This window comes from Salipaludibacillus daqingensis, from assembly GCF_029891575.1.
GTDB classification, from domain to species: Bacteria; Bacillota; Bacilli; order Bacillales; family Salisediminibacteriaceae; genus Salipaludibacillus; species Salipaludibacillus daqingensis.
On the sequence record NZ_JARZHF010000007.1, the window covers coordinates 61727 to 78669 of the forward strand.

Below are 16943 nucleotides of genomic sequence, written 5' to 3' on the forward strand. Positions count from 1 at the left end.
TTGTTACGTTCGTCGCGAATGTGAAGGTGTTTTTGTCACCAATCCTTAATGAGTGCATCAAAACAAGTTTTGCTTAACCCTTGAATATATTGGCTTCATTTTTTCGAGTCTTGTATCCTTTTATTTATAATGATAATTTCATAATTGAACTACCCGCCACTTCATTGCTCTTGCGAACTATTTGAAGTGGGGGATTCCTAAGAACACCTTCGTAACCGAAAGTTTTGATTAGGCTATCCCCGTCGCACCGACGGTTAGAAGCCTTATAGCTTCGTTTTTAAGATTTAATCCTGCGTTCTTATCGCGGTCGTGATGCACACCACAAACACACGTCCACTCCCGCAAATTCAAATCTTTCACGTCTTTGTTTTTATAGCCACAATTGGAACATCGTTGGGAGCTAGGGAAGGTTTTACTCACTTCCACCACCGTCTTCCCGTACCATTCAGCTTTATATTTCAACATGGTCTTGAATTGGAACCAAGATACGTCAGCGATGGATTTAGCTGTTTTCTTATTTTTCATCATGTTCGATACTTGCAGACTCTCCACTCCGATAATATCGTGATTTTTGATAATATCCGTCGAAGTCTTATGCAAGAAATCTGTCCGCTTGTTTTCCATCTTTTCGTGCATTCGAGCGACCTTGATTCGTTGCTTATTCCAGTTGCTAGAACCGATGACTCGCCTTGATAGAATCTGTTGAGCCTTTGCTAACTTTTGTTCTAACGACTTGAAATAACGATTGTTTTTGTATCTTGTTCCATCTGCAAGGATAGCGAAGTCTTTTAGTCCTAAGTCAACGCCTGTACTGGCGTTTGTCTTCGGCATGTCAACGACGTCTGTTTCAGCTAAGATCGACACAAAGTACTTACCGCTTGGATTGCGTCGTATGGTCGCATTGATGATTCGTCCATCCACGTCACGACTTTTAGCAAACCGAACAAGACCAAGCTTCGGCAACTTGATGTGTTTACTTGAAACAGCGATATTTCCATTGGTTTGCTTTGTGGTATAGGACTGTACCTTGTTCTTTTTACTTTTAAATGTAGGGGCTTTGGTTTGTTTTTTATAATACCGTTGGTAAGAATCAGCGAGGTTTTCAACGGATTTTTGCAGGGAAATACTATCCACTTCTTTTAAGAAAGGATACTGCTCTTTTAACTGGCGAACCGCTTTAATCGAGTCGTATTTGTTGAAAAACTCCCCTTTCCAGTTATTTGAAGGTAGCTGACCGTTTTGCACCATGTCTTCGACGATGTACCAGTAAGCGTCTTTTTGCTTCTGCTTACCGAGGAAGAAATTGAACACAAATCTAGAACAACCGAGCGTTTTATGAATGAGATCGACCTGTTTTTGGTTAGGAAAAAGACGAAATTTGAACGCTTTTTTTACGAACATGACATCACCTCATTTCACAAGAACGTTTGTTCTAATTATATCATGAGGTGAGTGGCTATCGCCAATCGCCATTCATCTCCCCCTTATCACTGGGCTAAAAGCCCTTCTCGCGATGGAAGAGGGAGTCTTCTGTCGGAAAACGATAAAAAATGCCTTCCTATTTTTCGTCATATTTATGATACAATAAATTCGATAATGAATTGTACTTGATTTATGACGGAATTAAAATTTGAAATGAGATTAAAAAGGTAAAGGTGATAGGTATGGGACATTCAAAAAGATGGGAATGCTATCGTTTTATTTGCGATTATGAAGAGAAGCATGAAGCTATAGATAATAAGAAAAACTCACAATTAGACAAGGCAAAGGTTGAATTTTTCCTATTTGAACATAGAGGACAGGAGCTAAAAAATCAATCGATTTATTTAGATAAAAATAAGTATATGGAATGGTTTATTAGATAAAACCTTTTGAATATTTCCTAAAAGAGTTTTAGATACAATTACTCTTTCCTCCATAGAGGAAGGGTTTTTTTGCGTGATTCTCGAGTTTCCTGAGTTCGTCGGTTTAAATCAAATAGAGGAGTGGAAAATATACATTATAATGTAAAGGGGATGAACGATGTGTTATTGAAAAATGGTAAAGGGATTTTTTTGGAACGAAAGATAATCAGATTAATTCACGTATCTCCATTCTACATTGGAGTCATTAAGACATGATATATTTAGCTGCCGTTACTTGTCTATTATGGGTGCTTGTCCTTATTGATGCATCTCTTGGAATGAAAAAGATGCCACGGCTAGAAAAAATTCATATGCGAGATTCCTTGAAAGGAGATTCTCCATTAGTATCTGTGATTGTTGCAGCAAAAGATGAAGAAACGAAAATCGAAGAAAGTTTACGATCGCAATTCTCTCAAATCTATCCAAGGATTGAATGGATTGTTGTGAATGACCGTTCGGATGATGCAACAGGCAAAATTATCGATCAGTTATCGTTAGAAGAGTCTAGAATGAGATCGATCCACATTAAAAAACTGGAAAAAGGATGGTTAGGTAAAAACCATGCCCTTTATCAAGGTTATCTTGCTTCAAAAGGAGACTATCTTTTGTTTACAGATGCTGATGTGATGTTTCACCAGGATACACTTGGAAAAGCAGTTTCTTATGTGTTGGATTATAAGGTTGACCATTTAACGTTAGCACCAAAAATGGACGTTAAAAGTTATTGGACCAATGCTTTTGTAAGTTTCTTTATGTTTGGTTTTTCATATTTCAAACGGCCTTGGAAAACGAACGATGATAAAAGTAATCACGCTCTCGGAATTGGTGCATTTAACTTAATAAAAAAGGATGTTTATGAAGAGATTGGTACACATAAACAAATAAGAATAAGACCAGATGACGACTTGATGCTCGGTGTAGCTATTAAAAAAAGCGGGAAGAAACAACGAGTTGCTATGGCTTTATCACATCTGAAAGTGGAGTGGTATCCTTCTTTAAAAGAAGCGTTGATCGGTTTAGAGAAAAATACGTTTGCTGGATTATATTATAGTTATTTTATGGTTTTCTTATCTATTTTCGGTATTTTCTTTTCTCAACTTTGGCCTTTTATTGCTTTATTTGTTACTGATGGAACAACACGATTATTAAACTTATTAGTAATTATATTGATTTTTCTAGTCTATTTGCAAACGTCATTTAGCAAAGTGAAGGAATCTACTAAAACCTTTGCTGTTTTCCCGGTCACATCGGTTCTATTTATGTACAGTATCATTCGAGCAATGGTATTAACGACAGTTCGTGGAGGAATTGTATGGAGAGGAACCTTTTACCCATTATCGTTGTTGAAAAATAAAAAAATGATGAAATAGTGGAGGAGTACCTCCATTATTTTTTGATTCCAATTGGATATTTATGTTTATATTCTTAAAAAGTATAATTAAACGTTAAGGGAGTGTGGAAAGAAAATATTTCTGACTTAAGCAATAATTATCTAGAATAATTATATTTTTTTATGTGATATAGAGAAGTTTATCCATAACTCAAACGTCTTCGAAAGATAAGTGCTATAATTGAAAAAGTGTCATCTTCATTATCCAATAAAAAGTCTAAAACAAATCAAGATAATAAGTATAAATGGAATAGGAAAAGGAAGGTCGTTTATGGCAGAACAAAACATTACTAGATTAAATATCAATGGGAAAGAACTCATTCTTATTGGGACTGCTCATGTATCTAAACATAGTGCGGAGCAAGTAAAGGAAGTTATTGAAGCAGAAAATCCTGACACCGTCTGTGTGGAACTAGATGAGCAAAGATATAAGGCTGTGACGGATGGTAATCAATGGAAAGATATGGATATTTTTAAAGTGATTAAAGAGAAGAAAGCTTCTTTACTTTTAATGAATTTACTTATATCCTCGTTCCAAAAGAGAATGGCAAAACAATTTGGAATCAAACCTGGTCAAGAAATGATTCAGGGAATTGAATCGGCGAATGACATTGGTGCAGAGATTGTTTTAGCCGATCGAAATATCCAAATCACATTTGCTCGTATTTGGCATGGTATTGGTTTTTGGGGTAAAGCGAAATTAATGACGTCGATAATCGCAAGTATTTTTAATAAAGAAGAAGTATCCGAAGAAGATATGGAAAGAATGAAGTCGGAGGATATGCTTAATTCGGTGCTAGAAGAATTTACCCGTTCATTTCCGAAACTAAAAGTACCTTTAATTGATGAAAGAGATCAATATCTATCTCAGAAAATAAAAGATGCACCTGGAAACAAAGTAGTTGCTGTTTTGGGAGCTGCCCATGTTCCAGGTATTAAAGAAGAAATTAAACAAGATCATAATTTAGAAGCTTTATGTGAAAAGCCACCTAAATCGAAAGTACCTAAAATTCTTGCGTGGGCGATACCGTTGTTTATTATAAGTATTATTGCATACACGTTATTTAACAATCCCGCTGCAGGAATGCAACAAATCATTAGTTGGGTTCTTTGGAATGGATCATTCTCGGCGCTAGGTGCATTGATTGCCTTTGGTCATCCAATGGCGATTCTTACAGCTCTCGTCGTGGCGCCATTAAGTTCCCTAAGCCCAATGCTTGCTGCTGGGTGGTTTGCGGGAATCGCACAAACGTACTTCCGGCGTCCTAATGTGAGAGACTTTGAAAGTTTATCTGACGATGTTTATAATTTTAAAGGATTTAGAGACAACAAAGTGAGTAGGATATTGCTCGTTGTCGTTTTAAGTAACATCGGAAGTACCATTGGAACAATGATCGGTGGAGCCGATGTGATTCGTTTGTTCTTACAAAATTTTATGTAAAACTTAAACTAAAGTATTAAAACGAGACAGTCCAATTGGGCTGTCTCGTTTTCATTGAAGTCATTGTTAATTAAAGTATCATATGGAGGATCCATAACCCATTTTATAAAACATTGTTTCATCTACCGTTTCCAAATAAGCGTTTTTAATGAATAACGTATTATTTCTTCAAGTACGTTTTGCTCCATTTATCGTATAATGGTCTTCTTCCTTTTGTAAACGAAAGAAAAAAAGTAGGGAATAGAACAATTTTTAATAATTCTCTTTGAAAATATTTTCTTTTCGTTACATGTTGTTCGTTCTCATCAACGACGGTTAAATCAGTAAACATCATACCAAACGTTTGTCTTTTGAACATCGGATAGATGTATTGATAAATAATAAATACTGTACCTAAAATCAGCCAATTAATGAAATATAAGTGGAACTCATTGTTAAATATGTAATCACGTGTTCTAATTGGATCTGCTATAAATGGACTGTCTGTAGACACCATCATCCAGAGTGTTGTAAATGCACCAACCATGAACAGTACCATCGAAAGTACAACTATGTCATAAAACAAAGCTAAAAGTCTAATAAATCCGCCAGCATTTCGGTTTATTTCAACTGGTTTTATATTTGATAATAGGATATCCAATCTACTCATAAAACGCTCCTTCATGTGAACTGCCGTATTTTAAAGTTACGTGTATAAATCATTTTAGTTTCAAAAATAATGGAATTTTTGAGAAATTAAGTCTCTTTATATTAACATAAAATTCCAATGAAATAAAAATTCATTCAAAAAGGATGATGTATTTAACATAATCTGGTGAAAGAATATCACAAGATGGTATTTAACTTTTGTGTATTTTTAAACCTTTGAAGGAGATTATATGAAAGAGGAGTCTGCTTCAAGCTAGTACAAACTCTAGAAGAGGGGAAAGGTGGCAATTCCAAATGTGGAATGCAATTTTCTGGGGAACGCTTGCGGCATCAGCAACAATGTTTGGTGCTATATTAGCGATGAAGCTTTCGATACCAAAAAGAATAATAGGATATATTATGGCACTAGGTACTGGGGCACTAATTGGGGCTACTACTTACGAATTGCTTGAAGGCTCGCTAGAAATTAGTGGATTTAAAGAAGTTGGAATAGGTTTTTTAGGTGGTGCGTTGATTTTTACGTTATTAGATTATTTTATTTCTCATAAAGGTGGAAATCAGCGTAAAGGTTCGGATCGAAAAGATCATCTGACCGAAGGCAATCAATTAACACCTATTAAAAGGAAAAATTCGAAAGAGAAAGGAAAAACTTCAGGAATGGGTATTTTCATTGGAACAGTTATGGACACCCTTCCCGAGTCTGCAATGATAGGCATGAGTTTAATTGGAGGAAGTTCGGTGAGTTTAGCTCTTTTAGTATCGGTATTTATAAGTAATATTCCAGAAGGACTTTCTAGTACAGTTGGATTAAGAAAAAGTGGATTTACTAATAAAAAAATTATGATGATGTGGGTATTAGTCGTATTTTTCTCTGCGATTAGTTCATTAGCAGGAGCTACATTACTTGAAATGGCTTCAAATAATATTAAAGCTATTATAAGTAGTTTTGCTGGTGGTGCAATTATTGCCATGATTGCATCAACAATGATGCCAGAAGCATATAAAGAAGGCGGTCCGACCGTAGGTTTTGTGACTTCCATTGGTGTATTTATTGCTTTGTGGCTACACCATTTATAAAGGAGGGAGAAGCATTGTTGTTTTTATAAATTTCATAACATTCCATATCAATTAATAGAACGGGTGAGTTAGTAACATTCTTTTTTTTACGTTTCGTTATCTAGTTGTTGAGATCGTTTTCCATTTCAATGATAATGAAGATATATCAACTATTTAACTTATCAAAATATAGAAAAAAGGGTGTGTCGTATGCTGAAAGGTCACGTTATTGTCGTTACTGGAGGTACTAGAGGAATTGGTAAAGGTGTCGTTGATTTATTACTCCGGGAAGATGCAATACCAATTGTTTTAGCAAAAAATAAAGAATCAATTGCTAATTTAAGAAAAGCGGTCAACAATACTGTTGATGCATACCAATGTGATATTACTTCTAGCGAAGAAGTTTCAGATGTAATGGATAACATTGCTGAAAAATATGGGAGAATTGACATATTAGTTAATAATGCTGGAGTAGGTGTCTTCAAACGATTCGAGGACATAACCGAAGAAGATTGGGACAGTCAAATAAATACGAATTTGAAGGGTGCTTTTCTATGCAGTCAAGCGGCTTACAGAATAATGATGAAAAATCAATCAGGACAAATTATTAATATTGCATCAGACCTTGCTTATAAAGGAAGAGAAATGGCTTCTGTCTATTGTGCCAGTAAGTGGGGGCTATTAGGCCTTTCTGAAACGATGAATGAAGAAGGGAAAAAATATGGAATTCGTGTTTCCACTGTATCACCAGGACTAGTGCAAACCGATTTCGCTGGCGTCTCAGCTTCAAAAAAATCTCATGGATTAACGATAGAAACCGTAGCTAAACAAATTCTATCTGTTATGAAAACCGAAAAAGATGCGTTAGAAATAGAAATAATTATACGTCCATAAGAATCGGTATATTATTTAACGTAGGTCCTTACGTGTTAACTGATGGGTCACCCAAATGATGAAATAAGGAAAGAAGCAAATGTAAAGCACGATACACATAGCTATCGTGCTTTATATTTATAGCTTAGTTCATTTGTTTTAAGAGCATCCTTCGAGTATTCGGACCGTATATACCGTCTACTTCATATGGTAAATATACTTTTTGAAATCTCCTTATTGCGTCAGCTGTTTTTGGACCATATATACTATCAATTCCAAAGTTCTTCTCAAATCGATCGGGATAAAAGTGAATCTTCACAAGTGCTTTCTGGACTGATCGCACCCCTGAACCACGAGGATAAGGGAACGTTGCTTTATATATTTTATTTGGCAAAGGAATCATTTTTGATTCTTCCACGATGTTCCTAGTATTCGTTTTAGAAGACGAATTCGTCATATTAGTTATGGATAGCGGTGATTCCCATGAAGCGACATACTCAGAAACATCGTTTAAAAAAGTATTCCAATAGATACCGTTTGGTTCTAACCAACTTTGTGGATCTCTTCTTCGTGTTGGATCTTCAAATCGATGAGCAGAAATTCTTTTGGTCGGGTTCCAGTTATATTGGACACAAATGTTCGCCCAAGCCCAAACGAAACGGTCATACGCGATAGCAAATTCTCCAGTTCTACAAAGGCTTATAGCTACGGCATTATCATTGGCGTGTCCAAGTTTAAGTGTTTGTCGATCCATGTCACGACGAACATGGAGGGCTATTTCATTAAGAGGAATCAATTCAACAATTCGTTCACTATCTACTAATTGATGATAAGATGCATAGACATTGTTGTTTTGAAAGTATCTTACATGAGCAAGGGCATCAGCATCATTGTTGGCAGTTTCATGAGCCACACCAAACTTTCGATTCATCAGCTTCTTTCGACTACGATTCACATGGTTTGTAATCCAATGTTTTTCTACGACATACTTATTTTTTAATAACAATTCATCATCCCTTTCTTTTAAAAGAGAAGTACAGTTGGAAAAGGATAAAAGGGGAGGGATGTTGAATATGACTAGAATCGAAGTTTGTAAAAATATGAGAATCTTAGCTAAAAGGGGAGAGCGATTTGTTTATTAAATTCATTATTCTTGTTATCCTTCTATCTTTCATTACAATGATCACAATTCACAATATACGAACAAAGAAAATGATTATGTCGTCAAACGAAGCTCTTTTACCAATGGAAGAATGGGAAATTATCACACCGAAAGGGAAAGTGGAGAAACTTAGTTTGCAAATGAAGAGTTGGAAAATAAAAAAGAGGGTATCGATTGGCGTTTCCTTGTTGATGTTGCTTTTTCTTGGATTATTAATTGTGTTAGATGAAAATGTGTCGTGGTCTCAGTCGCTTTTCTTTCTTTATATTCCTATCATGACTTTAACAACGTTTCATGTACCAAGTTTCTTAGTTGTTTCCAATGGTTTATATGTTGATGAACGCTTTTACGAATGGGAGAGGGTCAAAAGTTATCAAATATCTCCGATTAAAATCGGCGATGAGGCATATGGGATGTTTGAACAATCAGGTGATTATAAAGAAATCATAATTCATGTAGATAAAAAACTACATCGAAAACAAAAAGTGTATCTTCGCGATCAACATGTTGTCGAACAACTTCAGAAGTTGTTTAAAGAGTATCATGTCGCTCAGAAAAGTAAGAAAGCTTCATAATATTCTATGATTCTGAAAAATAGGGAGTGGTTATGTGAGTGTAGAGAAAGTTATTGGCATCGGTTGGGATGTAGGCGGTTGGATGGGAAATAATCACGGCGTGGCAATATGTGAATGGGACCGACAATCAAACAAGTTACGCTGGAAGGGTAGAGCAACAGAGACTTCTCTCCCTGATGACTCCTTAATGTCTATAGAACAATTGACGGGAACGGCTGATTCTTCTTTTGAATTTGATAAGTTGGATGACGATACAGTTGTTGTGATAGGAATTGATGCGCCGTTAGGCTATCCTGTTCCGTTTAATAAACTGATTGATGGTGGATTACCTGACATGTTCAAACCTTCAAAAGAAATTTATAACCCGTTAGCTTACCGTTTCACTGACAAGGAAATTTACAGAGTATTTGGGAAGAAGCCGTTATCTGCCGTTTTTGATCGGATTGGAAACAACGCGACGTTAGCTATTTTTCATGCAAGGCACTGGGAAAGAGAAGCAGAGTTTAAGGTCTATCCATTTAAAGAAAAGGATGTAACCGATAATCGAATCATACTGGAAGTCTATCCAGCTTTAGTGAAAGAAAAACGGTTTGGAGAAGTTCATGACCATTTAAAACAATTCCTCCCAAAGGATACGATGCCAGGGACAGACGCTTACGATGCTTGTATTTGCGCGATATATGCAGTGGCGAGTCAAACGAACGGAGCTATTTTACCAAAACTTGCGGAAGCTCCTAAAAACAATGATGTGAAAAAAGAAGGTTGGATCTATTATTTCATCTGAATAATAGAGTTTTAAAAGATAAATGATAGATAATTACAATTTAGGACCGAGCCGTTAAATTTAATCCACTAAAAATGTGGAAGGAACGATTATAACGCTAGTAAAAAAGAGATTATCGATATTAGTTATGAAATAACAAATGAAAACGCTTGCGAATTGTTATAAAACTAGATAAAATTGCTTAATAAGGTCTAAATAATTTTTTTAGGTTATATGTAAACTAGGAGTGAAATTGTTAATGGAAAACGATATAGAGTATATGACATCAGCATACAGAATTTTGTATGAAATAGAAACGATCTTAAAAGCAAATATACAATCGACTCTTTTTGAGAAATATAGTGTGAATTGGGATCGTGCCCCTGAATTAACGAAACCTTTAGATAAAATGTTTTATCATGATATTGTGACATTTTATGATCACAGTCCAATTTGTAAAGGTATTTTCACAAATGATGAGATTTACCGTTTGTTCTCATTAAGAGATGTGCGTAATGATGTGGCACATATGAGTGTATTATCCACGAAACAATTTGACTTGCTATGTAATTGTCGTGATCTCGTCAAACGTATTGAAAGACAAGTAGTGATGGATTGAGCCAATAATCCCCTCTGATTTTCAGAGGGGATTATTTATCGATCAAGGACTCTTTTTAAAACTATCACATATTAACTAGATATTATTCCGATAATAAGAGTTTAAACAACATTTGTCATAGACATTTCACATTTCACTCGAGACATCCTAGTATTTATGTAATATGTTACATATATAGAGGTGATGAAATGGATAACAGAACAAAAAAGGAAGCGTATTTATTTGGAAGTTTTTTCTTTTTGGCGAATAAGTTACAAATGAAAGGGGACGAATTTTTAGGTGATGAAAATGGGATGACACTTCGCCAATGGTTTTTAACAGTGATGATCTTGCAATTTGATAAACATAAACCAACGCTTGGTGAAGTTGCGAAGTTAATGGGCACTTCTCACCAAAATACGAAGCAATTAGCGAATAAATTAAAAGAAAACGGCTTTTTAACATTTCAAAAAGATGAGAAAGATGGTCGTGTTTTACGTTTATGTCTTACAGAAAAGAGCGATGCTTACTGGAAAGGAAGGGAAAAAGACGGCAATCACTTTATACATCACTTATTTGGAGATGTTAGTGATGAAGAAATGCAAACAACGATGAACGTTTTTGAAAAATTACTTACTACACTCGAGGGATGGGATTAGCGAACGAAAGTACGGTCATATATGTGATTTGTTGAACAATAGAATGTTCGTACTGTAAAAATAGTTTATTTAATAGTTGAAGAGGGTGTTTATATGAAATTAGTTATTATTATTGTGATGGCATTACACGGAATCATTCATTTATTGGGATTTTTGAAAGGTTTTAATTTGGCAGAAATAAATGAATTAACGATTCCTATATCTAGGTTACAAGGAATATTATGGCTTGGAGCAGGCCTGTTTTTTTTCATATCTGTGAGTTTTTTGTTTTTTAATCATGACTTATGGTGGAAAAACGCCATTATTGCTGTTATCTTGTCACAAGTCCTCATCTTTGGAGCGTGGGGAGATGCAAAAATGGGGTCAATTGCAAATATATTTATTGTCATTGCTATTATATTCGCTTTTGCTGCTTTAAGATTCGACCAGCAGATAAATAAAGAGGTGGATGTATTACTTAATCAAGAAGAAAATAAAACGACTGTGATTACAGAAGAAATGATAGATCCTTTACCGGAACCTGTTCAGAAATGGTTATTAAACAGCGGGGTAATTGGAAAAAAGTTATTAACCAATATATCATTTAAGCACCAAGCTCGAATGAAACTTAAGCCAGATCAAAAAAATTGGTATCAAGCAACTTCGGGTCAATATGTGACGACACAGGAACCAGGTTTTATCTGGAAAGTCGATATAGCAATGAATCCGTGGATGAATGTCAAAGGAAGAGATACGTTTATCGACGGCAAAGGAGACATTCAAATGAAATTGGCTTCATTACTGACGGTTGCAAATGTGAAGAACAATCAGGAGGCTGATCAATCGACGATGCAAAGATATTTGCTTGAATTACCTTGGTATCCAGTTGGTGCATTAAGTCCTTATATCACGTGGAAAGAAATAGATAATATGACTGCTGAAGCAACGATGACATACAAAGGGTTGGTCGGAACGGCGAAGTTCTTTTTCACAGAAGAAGGAGAGTACGTGAAAAGTAGTGCATGGCGCTACGATACAGAATCAGATTCTTATAAAGAATGTATTGGGGTAGCGAAAGAATTCCAAATCATTAATGGAGTGAAAATTCCAACAAAAGTTGATGTGTCATACGTATTGGAAGATGGTTTATTTACGTGGTATAAGGCTGAAATATATGAATTAGAACTTCAATAACATACATCGATTTTAATATATGTCCTGATTTTTCATGGTCGTATGGTAACAGGCGTACCTATAGGAACAATCGACGCTAATTCTTCCACATCTGAGTTAAACATACGTATGCAACCTCTTGAAACTGCCTGGCCTATCGAAGCAGGATCGTTTGTTCCATGTATGCCATAATGTTGTTTAGACAAGCTCATCCACATTGTACCAAAAGCTCCGCCGGGATTTGGAGCTTTGTTAATAATAATATAATCGCCTACAGGTGTTTGGTGAAGCATTCTTCCAACGGCAATTGGGTATTGCTTCTGAATAATTCCGTTATAGAATAACTTAAGCTGACGCTCACCGATTGAGACATCTATTTGATAAGGGATCGTTTCAATTGGTGGGAATCCAGGGATCAAAAGTGATTGTCCAGAATATATCATATTTGGATCAATTCCGGGATTTGCTAGAATAATTTCTTCAAGTGAGGTACGATAATCAATTGAGATTAGCGTTAATGTTTCTCCAGATTTAACTATATGAATCATTTAATCCACCCTTTCCTTTGCAGTGTCTTTCTATACTATGTCGTTATCGTAAGATGTTTCATTAAATTCTTCATTTTCATAATAGGGAAGATAGCTTGGAATTATTAAAAGATGATAAATTAAAAATGTTCAAGTTAATTTTTATATTTTATGAAAAGTGAAATCGTTGTGGATAAAAAATATAATTTATGGAAATACATAATTTCTACATATGTTTCGTTTATAGTAGGAGGAGAAAGGAGGGATAATGTGTATGGTAAGTAAAAAAAATGTTCTTTTTATAATTTTTGCCCTTGTTTTATTCGTTATCATATACTTATCCTTTCCGAGCGTCCGTCTTTTCATAGACGAGTCAGTCATGAGGTTAGCAAGTGGTGACATATCAGAAGTAAGAGATTACTTAATGACTTTTGGGATGTGGGCACCAATAATTTCTACTTTTATGATGATACTCTCCGTTTTAATTGCACCAATTCCAGCATTTTTACCGACATTTGCTAATGGTCTTTTATTTGGCACCTTCTTTGGATTCATTCTCTCATGGACAAGTGCGCTCATCGGTGCAACGATTGCCTTTTATATAGCTAAAAATTTAGGAAGACCATTTGTTGAAAAGTTTGTTAGTGTAAGAGCATTAAATTGGACCGATCGGTTTATCAGTAGGTTTGGTCTACAATCAATTATTACTGCGAGAATTGTCCCTGTCGTTTCGTATGGAATTGTTAGTTACACAGCTGGTTTAACGTCACTTCGTTTTCGAACGTACATCATTGGTTCGGCTATTGGTCAAACTCCTGCAACAATTTTATATTCGTATCTTGGTGAAAATGCGAGTGAGTCTATTTGGATGCTGTATTTGGCATTTGCGATTATATTTTTTATGAGTTTTGCGACACCTTATTTCAAGTCAATGTTCGAAAAAAAGGAAGTAACAAGAGTGAGAAAATAATTCCTAAAAACAGAAGGCCGTCGAGCCTTCTGTTTTTAGGTTGGAAATATCTAATTACCAAGTATAGGCGGTTCCTACGATAACTAGCAAAATAAACAGCACAACAATTAACGCAAATCCATTTTTATGACTCACAATAATAACCTCCTTTCATGAGAAAGGTTATAAGGGAAGACATAATCCCTTATGATAACTCTATGTTTAGATAAGAGAAGGTGTATAGGATAATGTCTTTTATATTATAAATTGTTTTCTTTTCAATGATTTTTGTGAAGGAATTAACATGAATAAAGTCGAAATAATGAAGTGTTACATGTCAGATAAAGGAGGAATGATCGTGTATTTTAAAAATGATAAAGGTCAGGTCTATTATGAAGTTCATGGACGAGAAGGAGAGCCAACGATTGTTTTTTCTCATGGAGTAGGTATGAATCATGAGACTTTTTCAAAGCAGGTTGAAGCTTTGAAACATCATTACCGTATTATTGTTTGGGACATGCCTTATCATGGAGAATCAACAAATATAGATGATCACCTGCAATTTTCATTAACAGCAGCGGAATTTTTAGTAGAAATCTTAAACACTTATAACATTGATAAAGCAGTATTTGTTGGTCAATCGCTTGGTAGTTTTGTAGTTCAACATGTGGAGAATATGTTTCCTGATAAGGTTCTTGCAACGGTTCATATTGGCGGTGGCTCACTATACCCGAAGTATTCTTCCCTTTTAAAACTATTCAGTCCGCTTATGTCACTCATGATTAACCTTTATCCAAGCAAATCTTTGTATAAATCTTTTGCAAAGCATAAAGCGTTGAAAGAAGATACGAGAAATTATTTAGAAAAAGTGACTTCTCAGAGAGGAAAAAAAGTCATTGCTCATTTAACAAAAGAGATGTTAAATGATATGATTCGTGGGATTTCGGCTCCTATAGAAAAACCAATGTTAATTATTTACGGAGATCATGATCTTGCGTTCATTAAAAAGCTGTCAATAAAGTGGGATCAAAATCGCTCTAATTCGCAATTAGTCGTCATTTCAGATGCACATCATATCGCTAATCAAGATAATCCTGAATCGTTAAATAAAGAATTAATAACGTTTTTGAACGAGCATGTTAGTCAACACCACGTCTCGAAAAATAACCTTCATTAATCATGATACTCTTTCATTATTTTTCCCATATATAAGCTAATTTTAATTTCATTACACTTGCTAATTTCATTGCAAAGAGCTGTGGAATAATATTCAAGATACTTACCAGTATAAAAAGTTGCATCGGAGTCAGCGGTTTAAAGTAGTCTTCCCATTGACTATTCGTTGTCATATCTGCAATCAAATAAAAAGACAAAAGTGCAGAGATCATATTTCCAATGATGATGGCTACTGTTACGTTTGATAGTTTACCAAAAAATGCAATCATCGCCATAAAGATAATCATCATCATGTACCCAATCATCGACCCATTCTCAAAATCTTGTTGCATCGAAAAATATACAAATGGAAAACTTAATAAACTTATAATAAAGATAGTCAGAACTATTTTTTTCATCGTTCATCATCCTCTCTCAGATCACCGATTTATGAAATTAATGATAGGAGTTTGTTTTTGTGAAGTTCTATTTTATCATATTAATTTTATGGTCTGTAAGTCTTGAAAATAAGATATTTGACTATTCTCCTATTATCAAAGTAATATTAGCCCATACTCATCTTCAGTAAAATATGTTTTTTAGCAGGAGTGAAAGATATGGAAGAGTCACCTTATGATGTACAAAAAGATTCCAAACCTAAGATAGTTATCGCTGGGGCGAGTGGATATATTGGTAGAAACATCATCAATGAGTTAACAGGAGCCGATATTGTTGCTCTTTCAAGAAATGCATCGAAACAAAAAGAGAGTAGTGAGAAAGTTACATGGCGTTCATGTGATTTGTTTTCGATGGTAGAAATCGAAGAATGTTTAGAAGGAGCCGATTACGCCGTTTATCTCGTTCACTCTATGCTTTCTTCTGCTAGGTTAACACAAGGGACTTTTGAAGACATGGATCTCATTTTAGCAGATAATTTTGCACAAGCAGCGAGAAAAAAAGGTGTGAAACAAATTGTTTATTTAGGGGGACTTATACCTGATACAGAGGACTTATCTAGACATTTGAAGAGTCGTTTAGAAGTGGAGAAAGTTCTCAGTTCCTATAGTGTACCTGTTACCACTTTACGAGCGGGTTTGATTGTTGGTCCACAAGGTTCTTCTTTCCCAATATTAATTAAACTAGTGAGAAGGCTTCCTGTGATGCTTCTTCCAAAGTGGACAAACACATTAACGCATCCGATTGCATTAATTGATGTTTTAACTGGATTAAAGGAAAGTATTGGTAATAAAGACGTTTATGGGAAAACGATTGACATAGGTGGACCTGAAGTGATGACGTACAAAGAAATGATGATTCGAACTGCGAAATCGTTGGATAAAGAGAGATACCTTGTTAATATTCCATATTTTACTCCTCAACTTTCTAGATTATGGGTGAGTTTAACAACAAATACACCAAAAAATTTAGTCTATCCACTTATTGAGAGTTTAATTCATCCAATGACAGCTCAACGAGAACGAATGGTAGAAGGGATTAGTTATGGTAAAACACCGTTTTTGGAAGCGGCCAAAGATGCGATAGATTTTGAAGAGAAACATACAAAGGTTAAACTTTCTCATAAGAATAATAGAAGTTCCTCCGTCACGGAAGACACAGTTCGCTCTGTTCAACGCTTACCTTTGCCGGCAGGAAAAAATGCAAAATGGGTTGCTTTATATTACGTTAAATGGTTAGCAAAATTATTAAAACCGATAATTAAAGTGAAAATAGATGAGAACTATCATTGTCAGCTTAATTTGATTTTTTTGAAAGAGCCGTTAATGGAGTTTTCGTATTCTAAAGATCGAAGCACTCCTGAGCGGGCTTTATTTTATATTAGTGGTGGCAAATTAGCTGATACGGAAAAGAACCCTCGAGGAAGATTAGAGTTCAGGCAAATCCCAGAAACAAATGAGTGCTTAGCAGCGATTCATGATTATACGCCTTCTCTTCCATGGTTTATCTATGTATTCACTCAAGCTTATGTACATTTGTGGGTGATGAATAGATTTAAAAAGAACTTAAGTCAGTATTCATTTCCAGATGAAAATAAAATGGGGTAAATACTTAACTTCTTTAAGAGGTGATGTT

At 35.1% G+C, this 16943-nt stretch carries 19 protein-coding genes; 13 read left to right on the plus strand and 6 right to left on the minus strand.

What is annotated here, in order from left to right:
* Positions 1-228: 228 nt before the first annotated feature.
* Complete coding sequence (gene tnpB, locus QDN89_RS14170; protein ID WP_280770811.1) at positions 229-1401, minus strand: IS200/IS605 family element RNA-guided endonuclease TnpB; 1173 nt, start codon at positions 1399-1401, stop codon at positions 229-231.
* Between the two features lie 263 nt (positions 1402-1664).
* Here tnpB and QDN89_RS14175 point away from each other — a divergent pair, with 263 nt between their 5' ends.
* The 3 genes from QDN89_RS14175 to QDN89_RS14185 all read left to right on the plus strand — a co-directional run bounded on the left by QDN89_RS14175 (position 1665) and on the right by QDN89_RS14185 (position 4735).
* A complete protein-coding gene (locus QDN89_RS14175; protein WP_280770812.1) occupies positions 1665-1865 on the plus strand; it encodes a hypothetical protein in 201 nt (66 codons plus the stop codon).
* Positions 1866-2116: 251 nt separating this feature from the next.
* Positions 2117-3274: a glycosyltransferase family 2 protein gene (locus QDN89_RS14180; RefSeq protein ID WP_280770813.1), complete on the plus strand. Its 1158-nt coding sequence runs from the start codon at positions 2117-2119 to the stop codon at positions 3272-3274.
* 291 nt (positions 3275-3565) lie between these two features.
* Positions 3566-4735: a TraB/GumN family protein gene (locus tag QDN89_RS14185; protein ID WP_280770814.1), complete on the plus strand. Its 1170-nt coding sequence runs from the start codon at positions 3566-3568 to the stop codon at positions 4733-4735.
* A gap of 160 nt (positions 4736-4895) precedes the next feature.
* Here QDN89_RS14185 and QDN89_RS14190 read toward each other — a convergent pair whose 3' ends face one another.
* A complete protein-coding gene (locus QDN89_RS14190) occupies positions 4896-5384 on the minus strand; it encodes an RDD family protein (RefSeq protein WP_280770815.1) in 489 nt (162 codons plus the stop codon).
* Between the two features lie 293 nt (positions 5385-5677).
* Between QDN89_RS14190 and QDN89_RS14195 the strand changes: the two genes are divergently transcribed.
* Together QDN89_RS14195 and QDN89_RS14200 are read left to right on the plus strand one after the other, a co-directional pair.
* A complete protein-coding gene (locus tag QDN89_RS14195) occupies positions 5678-6460 on the plus strand; it encodes a ZIP family metal transporter (protein WP_280770816.1) in 783 nt (260 codons plus the stop codon).
* A 189-nt stretch (positions 6461-6649) separates the two neighbouring features.
* Positions 6650-7333 (plus strand): SDR family oxidoreductase, encoded by a 684-nt coding sequence (locus tag QDN89_RS14200; RefSeq protein WP_280770817.1) that lies wholly within the window; start codon positions 6650-6652, stop codon positions 7331-7333.
* A gap of 124 nt (positions 7334-7457) precedes the next feature.
* Here the strand turns inward: QDN89_RS14200 and QDN89_RS14205 are convergent, their stop codons facing one another.
* On the minus strand, positions 7458-8318 hold the full coding sequence (locus tag QDN89_RS14205; protein ID WP_280770818.1) for a peptidoglycan recognition protein family protein: 861 nt from the start codon (positions 8316-8318) through the stop codon (positions 7458-7460).
* Between the two features lie 125 nt (positions 8319-8443).
* On the opposite strand from QDN89_RS14205, the gene QDN89_RS14210 reads away from it, so the two are divergent.
* The 5 genes from QDN89_RS14210 to QDN89_RS14230 all read left to right on the plus strand — a co-directional run bounded on the left by QDN89_RS14210 (position 8444) and on the right by QDN89_RS14230 (position 12242).
* Positions 8444-9049, plus strand: coding sequence for a hypothetical protein (locus tag QDN89_RS14210; protein WP_280770819.1), 606 nt, complete (start codon positions 8444-8446; stop codon positions 9047-9049).
* 34 nt (positions 9050-9083) lie between these two features.
* Positions 9084-9833 (plus strand): DUF429 domain-containing protein, encoded by a 750-nt coding sequence (locus QDN89_RS14215; protein WP_280770820.1) that lies wholly within the window; start codon positions 9084-9086, stop codon positions 9831-9833.
* A gap of 238 nt (positions 9834-10071) precedes the next feature.
* Positions 10072-10431, plus strand: coding sequence for a hypothetical protein (locus tag QDN89_RS14220; RefSeq protein ID WP_280770821.1), 360 nt, complete (start codon positions 10072-10074; stop codon positions 10429-10431).
* 188 nt (positions 10432-10619) lie between these two features.
* Positions 10620-11069 carry a MarR family winged helix-turn-helix transcriptional regulator gene (locus QDN89_RS14225; protein WP_280770822.1) on the plus strand — a complete coding sequence of 150 codons (450 nt, stop codon included), beginning with the start codon at positions 10620-10622 and terminating at the stop codon, positions 11067-11069.
* A gap of 93 nt (positions 11070-11162) precedes the next feature.
* Positions 11163-12242: a DUF6920 family protein gene (locus QDN89_RS14230; protein WP_280770823.1), complete on the plus strand. Its 1080-nt coding sequence runs from the start codon at positions 11163-11165 to the stop codon at positions 12240-12242.
* Between the two features lie 32 nt (positions 12243-12274).
* Here the strand turns inward: QDN89_RS14230 and QDN89_RS14235 are convergent, their stop codons facing one another.
* Positions 12275-12769: a L,D-transpeptidase family protein gene (locus tag QDN89_RS14235; RefSeq protein WP_280770824.1), complete on the minus strand. Its 495-nt coding sequence runs from the start codon at positions 12767-12769 to the stop codon at positions 12275-12277.
* A 253-nt stretch (positions 12770-13022) separates the two neighbouring features.
* Between QDN89_RS14235 and QDN89_RS14240 the strand changes: the two genes are divergently transcribed.
* Complete coding sequence (locus tag QDN89_RS14240; RefSeq protein WP_280770825.1) at positions 13023-13718, plus strand: TVP38/TMEM64 family protein; 696 nt, start codon at positions 13023-13025, stop codon at positions 13716-13718.
* 54 nt (positions 13719-13772) lie between these two features.
* Here the strand turns inward: QDN89_RS14240 and QDN89_RS14245 are convergent, their stop codons facing one another.
* Positions 13773-13859: a YjcZ family sporulation protein gene (locus tag QDN89_RS14245; protein WP_280771037.1), complete on the minus strand. Its 87-nt coding sequence runs from the start codon at positions 13857-13859 to the stop codon at positions 13773-13775.
* Between the two features lie 196 nt (positions 13860-14055).
* On the opposite strand from QDN89_RS14245, the gene QDN89_RS14250 reads away from it, so the two are divergent.
* Positions 14056-14874 (plus strand): alpha/beta fold hydrolase, encoded by an 819-nt coding sequence (locus QDN89_RS14250; protein WP_280770826.1) that lies wholly within the window; start codon positions 14056-14058, stop codon positions 14872-14874.
* A gap of 16 nt (positions 14875-14890) precedes the next feature.
* Here the strand turns inward: QDN89_RS14250 and QDN89_RS14255 are convergent, their stop codons facing one another.
* Positions 14891-15271, minus strand: a complete 381-nt coding sequence (locus tag QDN89_RS14255; protein WP_280770827.1) for a hypothetical protein — start codon at positions 15269-15271, stop codon at positions 14891-14893.
* A gap of 198 nt (positions 15272-15469) precedes the next feature.
* Between QDN89_RS14255 and QDN89_RS14260 the strand changes: the two genes are divergently transcribed.
* Entirely contained in the window at positions 15470-16915 is a 1446-nt protein-coding gene (locus QDN89_RS14260) for an NAD(P)H-binding protein (protein WP_280770828.1), read from the plus strand.
* The last annotated feature ends 28 nt before the right edge of the window (positions 16916-16943 follow it).